We start from the raw sequence: 11083 nt of genomic DNA, 5'->3' as shown, positions 1-11083 counted from the left end.
CGGATTGCCCACTTTCCCCGTCAGCGTTTTCTCTTCTGAATAGCCCCATCCGGACGAGATTTCTGCGGCATTGATTGCGCGTACGCGCACCAGGTAGCGCCCGGCATAAATCCCGGGGACGTCGAATGACGTGGTGGAGCTGCGCGGCACGTTAACCCAGTTCCCATCATTGCGGCGCCATTGCGCTTCATAGGCGATAGCGTTCTGCGCTTGGTCCCAGCTCACGCGCATCGTTTCGACGCTGATATTTTGCTGTACCACAGAAAACGAGCTGATCACGATGTTCGCAGGCGGCGACTGGTTGCCCGGCGGGATCACGCTCACCGGGCGCTGGTCAATGATGGCTCCCGTATCAATGCGATCGAATTTATCCGGATCGTGATTTGCACCGACGATTGTGAACGTGCCGTCATTATTATCAGTTACCGTAATAACGCGATACTGCTGTGCGTAGAGCTCATCAGACTCAATGACCCATACGGCCTCAGCCACAGGCGTTTCGCTGTAAGCAGTCGTAACGGTTACTTTATTGCCCCTTATCGACTGGATGGTGCGTGACTGCGAAACCCCTGATGGCAGATTGACAATCATCCTGTCGCCCGAAGATGCATCCGGTGCCCTGTCCAGCGTCAAAACACGACCATTCACCGCAGAAACACGGCCGCCAAGGTCACGTCCGGAAAGATTTCGGTCGGCTACAGCAATTACATAGCCAGGCTGTGGAATGTTACCGTCTTCCCCTACATTGAAAGTAACAACGCGATCTTTGTTATTGGTGAGGATCCCCCATCGCCCCTTTCGGTTCGCCTCCGATTGCCGGGTACAACCAATAGCTGTTATCTCAAGTTGATTAAAACCATAACGCGAAACCAGCGCCTGTTCAAAAACAGGTTCCATCGCATCAGAATAGGCGTTATCAGGATCAGACCAGGATACGAGCGCATTGGTATAACGGTTCTTTGTGGTGCTGCTGGAATAGGTAAACCGGCCATCGATAACGTTCGCATGCGTGTATGTAAAATCAACATCCCTCGGCATGTCCGCCAGCGCAACAATCTGGTCGTCGCCCCAGTAGGTCATCCCGCGGAAGATAGCAGCAAAATCACGCAGGACCGTATAAGCGTCGTTGCGTTCCTGAATGTAGACGTTGCAGGTATAACGTGGTTCGGTGCCACTTCCGCCTTTGCCATCCGGCACCATCTGATCGCAATACTGTGCAACCTGGTAAAGTGTCCATTTGTCTATGTTCGCTGTTGTGAGACGATCCCCAAGCCCGAAACGGTCGCTAACCACCAGGTCGTAGAATATCCACGCAGGGTTATCTGTCCAGGCCCATTTGAATGTCCCAAGCCACGTACCGCTATAAGTTCTTGTTTCCGGATCGTAAGTATCCGGTACGCGGATGACACGACCACGTGGTTCACAGGCAATTTGGGGAATAGAGCCATTGAACTGGCTGGAATCAAACTCGATGTACAACAGAGCTGTGTTTGGATAGCGCAGTTTGGCATCGATGACCTCTGTATAACTTTGGAGCGTCATCGTGTCGCCAATTTTGGCACTGTTTGCGTCAGCGGTAATTTTGCGCAGTCTGATGGTCCAGGTGCTGCCAGCTTTCGGTAAATCGATGCGATGGCTGCGTTCATAACCGGATGTGGTTTTCCCGGTCACATTAGTATCAAGGACCTTTTGCCAGCTACCACCGTCCGTCTGAAGCTCCACCACATAGTTGATGGAATACCCTACCAAATCCCCGTTATCTTGCTGTTTGAAAAGAGATGGCCACTTCAGGCGCAGGCGAACCGCTGAAAGCTGCGTATTGGTGAAGGTATGCGTCCAGGCTGTTTCGCTGGATACTTCGGTACCGACGCTGATTTCATTTTCTGTGCCAGGTATCCCCTGAATGTAATCCTGAGCCTGTGTCCCTGGGCGAAACTCCCACACGACACCGCTGAAGTTCTCGGAACCATCAGCGTTTTGTAAAGGTGTGCCGTCAAGATAGATATCCCTCACGGTCAGCCCACCAGCAAACTCCCCTTCACCGAGAACCATCAGGATTTTCGCTTTCGCAACGGACTGGAGATCATCGGGCTGCTCGACAGGGGTGCGGGAACTCGAACTGCCGCCTTTACGTCCGGTAATTGTTTTAGCCATATCGCGCCCATAAAAAAACCACCCGAAGGTGGCCTGATTGACAAATATTTGTTATTGCTGGTCTTCTACGTAAATCCCGGCAGAGGCAACAGCGCCGCCGATTCGCCGTTTACCATAGAGAATGGGGACAGGGTTTCCCTGAGAGGTTGTGTTCGTCACGCCACCAAATGCATAGCTGGCGCGGTTATCTGCTGATTGCTTGCTGGCTAGCCCGGTAGTCTGGGGAGAAAGCATCTGGACTACGCCGCCGATCGCCATTGATGCCCCAATCCCCGCCACAGCGCCCCATCCACCAGCGAAAGCAGTACCACCAATCCCAATCGCGGCCCCTCCCGTGACGAACGCAGCAACAGCGACAAGGGCAACCCCGAGGATTGTCTGAAACACCCCGGCTCGCTTACTGCCGATGATCACCGGCGCGATGCGGATTTCCTCTGTGCTCCTGTCCATACTGAGCTCATCGTTTAAGAGGTTTCGTTTCCCGCTGAATACCGCATAAGTTAAACCTCGTTGCTTACTGGTATTCAGGAAACGTTCAAAACCCGGCACGATAACGCTTAGGGCGCGGATGGCCTCCTTTGGTGAGGCTACTGATAAACGATATTCACGCCCGAAGGTGGCGCCTAGCACGCCGTACAATCGAATTGTGCGGACCGGCTCAACATTGAGTAATGCAGCCATTTTTCCCCCATAAATACTGTCACAGGCGGTTCTCAGAAACAGTCTTTAAAGCGCAGTATTTTCATTGTGCGCTCACGCCAGTAACCGCCATAAGGTACGCGCTGGCTCAGATGCCCATAAAGGTGATGCAGTAGCATGTTGCCTTCCAGCAGAATCCCCGCATGATTCCACTTATCAGCCTGAACCTGCATGATCACCAAATCGCCAGGTTTTGGCGGCCCGTCGAATTCACGGAATCCGCACTCATACCAGCAATCCTGATAGAAGTTGTCCGGGTAGTCGTTTTCCCACCAGGGATAATCGACCCGGTAATCGTGGAGTTCGATACCATGCGTTTGCCGGAAATAGCTCATTACCAGCCCCCAGCAGTCGAAGTGACCAAGCACAAAAGGACGCTCCAGCAGCGGCAGCTCTCCGCGCGGCTGAATGGTGCGTAAATCCCCCTCTGGCCAGCTCACGATATGCCAGGGTAAAAGCGTTGAGTCGCATTGCGCTTTATCCAGTTCGCTCGGCTGCGTAGTGGCGTCAGGGTGGCTGTGAACGATGGCGATCACCGTACCCCAGTCCTCAGCAACTGCGTAATCTTCCGGGCAGAGGACAAAATTTTCCTCCGGTGCCGCGGCAAGGTTCCGGCACGGGAAATAACGTTCAACACGACTTTTTTGCCCCACCACACCACAGCACTCACGAGGATATTCAGCGGCAGCGTGCGCCATAATCGCATCAATGGTTTTCTGGCGCATATCAACTCCTAATCAACGACGTGCCCGGGAATCCACCGAACGGCAGTTCGTTGCCGTCTCCATGCCGGAGCTTACAGGCCGTAAGCGTGCCGGGGCATTCATCCAGCGACGGATCACTCACCGGGTTGTTGTTTTTATCGAAATAGCGGGTACCGGCATAGTCGCAGCCGTCGCCGGTGCGGTACTTATTGCGCATGCACCAGGTGCACAGGGAATGAAGCTGGCGCGTGGGGATCATCTTACCCTGCAACGACATCGGGCTATCGAGTACGAATTCGATACTTTCGCCCGGAATTTCGCTGCTTTTGCCATCGATGTAAAAAACTCGTTTTCTGACCTGTTGCGGATCAGCTGTTGCGTTACCTGCTGGGAAGTTCTTCGCATCGAGATAATGTGAAAAAGTGTCATGGATAGTGACTTTCGCCTGAAGCATATCGTCATAAGCCAGGCACAGCGCTGTAATCTTGCTTTCGATATCTGCAACCGTCAGCGTTGGCTGGGCGCTGTTGCCGTCTGTGGAGGCTTCAAGGCCTTCAATTTGATACGGCCAGGCGGCATATTCTTCCCCCTGCCACCAGATACTTTTTGCCTTCAGCTTTGATTCATCACCACCAGCGGCGGCGATTTCCTCTTCTGTGTGCGGGAGGTTGTACGCGTGAAATCGCAGTACATCATCCACGCCGAACGTAGAGCCATCAACTTCGATAAGCCGGACTTTATTACCGGGCTCAAGGCTTTGATAGTCTGCTGTGATCATGGTGCGTACGCCTGTTTGAATGTTGCGGAAATGGTCAGAACGTTGCTGGATAAGGGCTGTGACTTGATTGATTCGGCCTCAATCCGGTAGAGCCCAGTTTCGCCAACTGGCGATGTCCAGATGAATGACTTTATAACGTGAGAACGAAAGAATTTAAGGGCCTGGAGCATGTCCGTTTTTTTGCCCGTTAGGGTTACAGGCCATGACTGCTTTTCAGAGTTGATGCCTTCCCCTGCAATCTGCTCATAGCCATCGCCAAAGGTTGCAGAGCGGGTTTTATGGCTAAACGTTCCTTCCATTCCCGCCTGTATCTGCGTTCGCCAGGTGAACGTTTCCAGTGCCATGTTTGCTCCATAAAAAAAGCCACCCGAAGGTGGCTTGTGACAATATGAGAAGGAAATTAGCGGGTTTCACAACCAAGCTGAGACTTGTCGATAATCTGCGTGCCTTCAACACGGTAACCATATGTGCCGAACAGAAATGCGTGGTTTAATTGATAAATAACAACATCGCTTAGGCCTACGGAACACTTGTCTTTTTCAATAGCCCGATCCATTGCAGTTTTAACGCTTGGAATGCCCAGCGGGAAAATAACAATTGGAGCTTTGTCTTCACCAGTCACACGTTGACCTTTTTCAAACTTAGCTGCGTTCAAGTTGTAATTTTTAGTACTACCAACGGTCATATCAGCAACACGAACAGTACAGCCAGACAACATTAAAGCCCCAAGAGCTAAAGCCACTACCTTCTTCATTTTAAGTTTCCTTTGATTGCAATCGGAAACATCTTAACATGATGAATAATGTGATAAAACAAACACCATGTCTCTTATCTTGATTTTGTTGCATTCCAGATGAGCCCACCAGGCTGAAGTTGTTTCGCAATACCTGCCCGAACAGATTGATCAATAGTCTGCTTGTAAGCGCGAGAAACAGCATCGTTATTTGCAGAAGTCTGCTGCTGAGAGTTCTGGTTTTGAACAACTACGGACGTTTGAATACTTACCCCACCGGCCGATGATGACTGAAGCCCATACATCGGAGCGTGGCCAACATAACCGCCATTTGCATAACCCTGTGCGCTTCGCATAAGTGAATAGAGGTTTCCAACTCCCAGCGCACTTGTTGCCTCTTTGGTGAAGACGAATTCGCCACCATGCACCACGCCTTTTGGCTGATACTTTCCTCCATCCCCTGTGTAGCCGCCAGTATCGAATTCCGGAACTGCGCCGCCACTAGAAAATCCGAAAAATGAACCAAATGATGTCCCCCCAAACGCAGACTTCATTCCGTTAACCAGCGCCAACTGTGTCAGCATCTGGGCTGTTCCTTTCAAAAAGGTTGTCAGGAAATCTGAGAAGTTAGCTTTTCCAGTGGTAAAAAAGTCTGTAAGAGTGCTGGCCATACCGGTGAATGTATTGTTGGTAAGTGTCTGCACTTGTGAGTAAACATTGGTTGCGGAGTCCTCAAATTCAGTCCAGCCCTTTTTCGCGCCGGTCAACCAGTCGCCACGCAACCTGTCCTCTGCGGCATAGTAATTATTCGCCGCTTTGAGCTGCTTCTGATAACCAACGTCCTCCAGAGAACCGCCGGCGTTCACCCAACCTGCGGCAAGCTGACTTTTCGCGAGTTCACGCTGAGCTAACCGATCGCTCATTCCAGCTCCACCGACCAAAGCAGCCTGCTTCTCTGCCATCTGCGTGACGTATTTCTGCGAGGTATCCATTCGCTTGTTCAGCTGATCCTGTTCGGTAATCTGATCACCTAACAGGGCTTTCTGCCGTGCCAACTGAAGCACCTGGTCTTTACTCGCCAGCAGGGATCGTTCCTGCTTTGTCAGGGAACGTGAACGCGAGGCCTCCTCCAGCACCTGAAATTTTGCTTCAGTCGTCCACAGATCTTTGCGCTGCTGGCTGATAGTGTCGTTCAGTCCTTTATGCTGCTGAAGAGCACGCAACTGCGCCTGAAGCGCCAGCAATTCGGTCTGAGCAGCGTCAGTACTGCGGTCGCCAGCAGATACAGTGCCCTGCTTTCCTGTTTTCGTTTTTTTGCCAAACGAAGCGACTGCTTCCCGATCCTTCTGAGTGGTCGCGGCGCTTATCTTGCGGGATGTATCGAGGTACTTGCCTGCGCTAATGTCAGCCGCGTCCCAGTCCTTTTTCAGCTGAGACACGCTGTTACCATAAGCGACGGCCATTTGTTCGTTATAGTCCTGCCATCCCTGCAAAGTATCAGTTTTCGCCCAGTCAGGAACGAGATTAATCGCAGCCGCGATAGAAGAAGAAATAATCTGGTTCAGCTTCTGGAAAACTATCGCGACGCTGTAATAAATTGCGTTAAATTCCTTTAGCGTGTTTGATGCCAGTTCAGCCACCCACTGACCGATGCTCTGCATAGCCTCAGATGCCCATCCCTTGATATCAAGCCACAGGCGGCCAAATGGTGTCAGCGAGTCGTAAGCCTGCTCTCCGCGCTCTGCCATCGTGTCGCCAAACAAATCCATAGCTTGAGTAACGGCAGCGGTCTGGTCTTTCTGCTTAACTAACTCGTCAATGTGCTTAAGCTGTGAAACGGTGAGAAAGTTGAATTGCTCATTAAGATTCTGAAGAGCCTTAACCGGATCCTTTTCAATATCCTTATAAGCCTTGGTAATGTCCTGAGCCGAAACAATGCCAGTTTCAACTGCCAGCGCCGTCGCTTTGGTAGCTTTCTCAAGCTGTTGCTGAGACATTGAGCCGATACCAACCAACTCTGTCATCAGACTCTGGACAGTGCCCACCGTCGCCCCGGTTGAAGCAGAGATTGACTGGGAGGATGCCATAATCTGTAGCGCTGACGTACCGGCAATGTTTCCGGTGCGGATGATAGCTTTATTGATTTCGTCATAGGCAGTGAAGTAATCAGATCCTGCCTTCGCGGCAAGGAGAACTGCACCGGCCAGACCACCAATCGCTACACGCGCCGGGGTGACCATGGATAACATCGCTTTTAGCGCGTTCCCCACCCCACCAAAGGAATCACGCAGTTGCCCCCCCTGCTGGATAGCAACCATATAAACCGGCATACCGGAGGCCAGTGAGGTCACAATATCCGTCATTTGCATTGGCAGGTAACGCATGGCATTACGGTACTGCCCCGCACTGATAGCTCCAGATTTCCAGGACTCTTCCTGCTCTTTTAGTCGGGCAATCATTGGCGCAGCGCGGTCCGACACGCCAAGCTGGGCCGCCTTCAGTTCGAGTAACTCTGCACGGGTTTTTCCGATAGCTGAAACCTGGTCCTCAAGTGAGTCGATAAAAGTTTTGCCTGCGGCAGCTGCCCGTTGTGCTGCCTGAGCCTGCTCAATGCGAGCACGGCCCTCCGCTGTTTCAGATTCCATGACCTGCGCTAGTTTCGCGCGGGTCGTCTCAAGCACGCTGTTGTAACGAGTAAAGTCCTCGTCACCCACCAGACCTTTGCTCCGGAATTTAGCCAGGCTTTCCTGAATGGTATCCAGCTCGTCCAGCGCCTTGTTAACAGGGCTGATTTTATTCAGCAAGTTTTGCAGTTCCTGCCGTTGCTGTTTCAGGCTTTCGCTGTTTTTTTTCTGGTTGTCGATCCCGGTGCGGAACGTACTGTTCAGGTCATCCGCTTTACCTGCCGCGGCGGACGCAGACTCCTGAAAGCGATCCAGCGCCTGGTTGCCGCGCTCCAGTTCACTGGTATTTACGCGCAGCGAAATAGTAGCGATGTCGTTACTCATCCAGCACCCTCTTTATGCATAATTTTTAGCGCGGTTCGCTCCATTATCTGGAGATCGGAAAATGCGGTTACCTCGTCGTGTACGTTATGCAGACGCATTACCCAGGGAAGGACGTTGTAATCAAGCCCTGTTGTGCCGCCCATCCCCGTGCGCCACTGCGTACTGACGGACTGAAATACCAGAAATGAAGGCCAGACATCTGGCCAGACATCGATGTATTGATCGTCGTAATCATCCGGCGTGAGCCCATATGGTGCCAGCTCTTCCGCAGTGGGCTCAGGCGTATAAAACGCCGAGGCAACCGCTATCAGTTTTTTTCGCGCTGCCCCATCAGTTCGCGATAGTAGGTTTCAGGGATAGCCTTCATTGCAGCCGGATAGTTTTCCAGCAGCACCGAGAGATTTTCCGCGTTGAATGTATCGGGGAGCGCCCAGCCAGAAATAATTTCCATCAGAAAATCAGTGGCGGTTTTGCCTTCCAGTTTTTCCAGATCAGCCAGCTCTTTGAGTGGCTTATGATTAAACGTGAAGGTCAGCACGCCATCCTCATCGCCGGCGCGCGGGATCGAGACGTTGGCCTTAAAAGTTGGTTTGGGCTGGAGGGTGAATTTGGTAGCCATATTTTTCCCGTAGAGTTGTGGCCCCGAGTGGGGCCGGGATTAATTTGCAGAAGTAACGGTGACATCACAGGTCGCGGTTTTCGCGCCATCGGCGGTCGTACCTGTGACAGTGGCATTGCCTTCCGCAACACCACTGACCTTGCCAGAGGCATCAACCGTTGCGATCGATTCATCCGAAGATGTCCAGATCACCGTTTTATTGGTGGCGTTAGATGGTTCGACAGTAGCGATCAGCGTGGCGGTTGCCCCTTGTTTAATGCTCAGGGTAGGCCGATCCAGGCTGACGCCGGTTACCGCTACTGTCTCAGTTTTTCCCGAGTCGACCTTGTAGAAGGTCATTGCAGGCGATTGCAGGTTCAGCACGACGCTTACCGTTTCGACTTCGTTCACCGCCGTGGTCGGCGTGTCGTCAAAAGATGCCGTGGCCGCCCAGTAACGGTTCTCCTTCGCCTTCGGCACGTACATGTACGCCGCCACAGTCTCTTCGTCTTCGTCCAGCTGGCGCAGCAGCGGATAAACCGGCAGAGTTGAGTCGTGAGCAATCGAGTAAGTCTGAGAGACAGCGGATTTATAGGTATTCAGGTTGCGCTGGCGATCATCGCTGAGGAACTGAATCTGCGTGGTGTTCTGATCACCACCAGATTTCGATACCTCAGTGATTTGTGGCAGCTCGGTCCATTCTTCAATTTTGCGAATAGAGCCTGAACCGCCACCAGCCGCGTATTTGTTTTTGTTGGTGGTGTTGATGTTGCGAAGAGTTACAGCCTTCTCCGCAATCGCGTCGATTTTCGCGATAACGTTATCAATACCCGACCAGTTGCAGTTCACGTGAACGATATCGCCGACCGCGATATCGTCTGCGGCGCTAACGGTGATCACCGCGTGCTCAGCATTCGTCGCGCCGGTGAAAGTAATGGCCGGGCCGTAGCCCGATGCCAAATAGACGTGAGAGCCGTTAGGCAGTGCAAAGCCCATAATGGTTACTCCTTTAGAAACGGGAAAACCGGCTCAAGGCCGGTCAGTTGTGGGACATCACAGAGGGAATCAGTTGGTAATGTCTGCCCTATAATTCAGGCTGACAGGAACGGAGTAGGACACAGGTGTAGGGACCCCGCGGAATATGCCAGGCGCGCTGCCAATACAGCAGGTAAAATCTTTGCCTGCAATTTCCAGCCCCTCGGGGAACAATTCCGCTACTCTGCCCGCCAGGGCAACGACGGAGGTACGGCCGGAGCCGGCTGGCGCCACGACATTAATCTGGTACACGCCTGAATAAGTCCGGCAGCGCAATCCGAGATCGATTGTTCTCGGCGTAACAGGCATATCGTGAACGGCCAGGTACATCTCGTTAGCAGGAGGTGTAAACGGCACGTTCTCCCATGCAACCAAAATGCCCTCAGCATCGGCCCAGGTACCCAGTCTGGCGGCCAGTGCAGATGCAATATCAGGAATCACCTGGACACCTCCCTGACAGCTTCCTCAAAGAAGCGTTGAAACTCAGCAGCGGTTATACGGACCATTCCGCCCGGTGCCTGTGTGGAATGCCCCATTTCAAGCGGGTAGGCATAGGGCACGTTGTTGCAGAAATAAATGGCCTTCATCCCGACTTTGAACAATGACAGCGTGTAGTTCCCGGCTGCTTTTGTCAGATCACCGGTTTTATCTACTCTTCCTGTTTCATCAGTTGTCGGAGCATCAAACGATACCTGCCAGTTACCACGAAAGCGTCCGCCCGTATACCCTGGCGGTGCTTTGATATCCATCCCATCCACCAGCCGGGCTTTTTTCTTAAGCCGCCCGGTTTTGGTCAGGTTGTCGGGATTGGCCCGCTGCGCTTCGTTATGGTCGTAAACAGCGCGATTATAGGAAACAGCTGTCTGGTTAACCTCCCACAACTCCGGGTTGCCCACCGGAGACATCATCACCAGTTGGTTAAGTATTTTAATACCAACCGTGCGCACCACAGCTTCTTGATTCGCTTTGACCTTATTGACGAAGGCTGTGATTTCAGCGAGGAATGCCGTGTTCTCGCCCATGTTAAGCCCTCAGTTGCGCTTTGTAGCAGAGTACCAGCGAGGCAGGTTTTGCAGGGTTGGGGTTCACAACGCGGTAGGCTGTGCCGTCTATATCAACCACATCGCCGATTTTAATTTCCTGCTCTGCGGTAAAGACGATTCGAACATCACCGTTTACGATGACCGTTCCATCAATTTCGCCTGGCGTGTATTCCGTTTTAACGCCGATCGCAGTGAACTGAACATCATCCCTTTTATGCTCGACTCCACCGATAACCGTTACTGAACCCTTGCGGATGACGTTGTATAACGCTCCGTTCTGCCTGAGCATGCGCGTTGTTCTGGCCTGCATACGTTGGTATTCAATCGCCAT

Annotated in this window: 13 protein-coding genes; all 13 read right to left on the bottom strand. The window is 52.3% G+C overall.

Features of this window, described 5'->3' with window-relative positions; genetic code table 11:
- Window positions 1–2154 (bottom strand): host specificity protein J (locus IM300_RS06490; RefSeq protein ID WP_193035780.1); only part of this gene is annotated, 2154 nt, incomplete at its 3' end.
- 51 nt (window positions 2155–2205) lie between these two features.
- Window positions 2206–2835 (bottom strand): tail assembly protein, encoded by a 630-nt coding sequence (locus tag IM300_RS06485; protein ID WP_193035778.1) that lies wholly within the window; start codon window positions 2833–2835, stop codon window positions 2206–2208.
- A gap of 32 nt (window positions 2836–2867) precedes the next feature.
- The gene (locus IM300_RS06480; protein ID WP_193035776.1) at window positions 2868–3578 is read right to left on the bottom strand and encodes a C40 family peptidase; all 711 of its coding nucleotides are present in this window, start codon (window positions 3576–3578) and stop codon (window positions 2868–2870) included.
- 1 nt (window position 3579) lies between these two features.
- A complete protein-coding gene (locus IM300_RS06475; RefSeq protein WP_193035774.1) occupies window positions 3580–4335 on the bottom strand; it encodes a phage minor tail protein L in 756 nt (251 codons plus the stop codon).
- A complete protein-coding gene (locus tag IM300_RS06470; protein WP_045331477.1) occupies window positions 4332–4679 on the bottom strand; it encodes a phage tail protein in 348 nt (115 codons plus the stop codon). Before IM300_RS06470 ends, IM300_RS06475 begins: the two co-directional genes overlap by 4 nt.
- 56 nt (window positions 4680–4735) lie before the next feature.
- Window positions 4736–5089 carry a hypothetical protein gene (locus IM300_RS06465; protein ID WP_020690998.1) on the bottom strand — a complete coding sequence of 118 codons (354 nt, stop codon included), beginning with the start codon at window positions 5087–5089 and terminating at the stop codon, window positions 4736–4738.
- 74 nt (window positions 5090–5163) lie between these two features.
- Complete coding sequence (locus tag IM300_RS06460; RefSeq protein WP_193035772.1) at window positions 5164–8076, bottom strand: phage tail tape measure protein; 2913 nt, start codon at window positions 8074–8076, stop codon at window positions 5164–5166.
- Entirely contained in the window at window positions 8073–8336 is a 264-nt protein-coding gene (locus IM300_RS06455) for a DUF1799 domain-containing protein (protein WP_370552236.1), read from the bottom strand. Before IM300_RS06455 ends, IM300_RS06460 begins: the two co-directional genes overlap by 4 nt.
- Before the next feature lie 47 nt (window positions 8337–8383).
- Entirely contained in the window at window positions 8384–8695 is a 312-nt protein-coding gene (locus tag IM300_RS06450; RefSeq protein WP_038419624.1) for a phage tail assembly chaperone, read from the bottom strand.
- A gap of 39 nt (window positions 8696–8734) precedes the next feature.
- Complete coding sequence (locus IM300_RS06445; protein WP_102751297.1) at window positions 8735–9670, bottom strand: phage tail tube protein; 936 nt, start codon at window positions 9668–9670, stop codon at window positions 8735–8737.
- 69 nt (window positions 9671–9739) lie between these two features.
- A complete protein-coding gene (locus IM300_RS06440) occupies window positions 9740–10150 on the bottom strand; it encodes a DUF4128 domain-containing protein (RefSeq protein WP_102751296.1) in 411 nt (136 codons plus the stop codon).
- Window positions 10147–10731 (bottom strand): hypothetical protein, encoded by a 585-nt coding sequence (locus IM300_RS06435; RefSeq protein WP_102751295.1) that lies wholly within the window; start codon window positions 10729–10731, stop codon window positions 10147–10149. The genes IM300_RS06440 and IM300_RS06435 overlap by 4 nt, the downstream gene beginning before the upstream one ends.
- A 1-nt stretch (window position 10732) precedes the next feature.
- A complete protein-coding gene (locus tag IM300_RS06430; protein ID WP_102751294.1) occupies window positions 10733–11083 on the bottom strand; it encodes a hypothetical protein in 351 nt (116 codons plus the stop codon).

Source organism: Enterobacter cloacae complex sp. I2 (assembly GCF_014896205.1).
GTDB lineage: Bacteria > Pseudomonadota > Gammaproteobacteria > Enterobacterales > Enterobacteriaceae > Enterobacter > Enterobacter quasihormaechei.
Note: the sequence above shows the minus strand (reverse complement) of the source record. Positions and strands in the feature narration are given on the sequence as shown.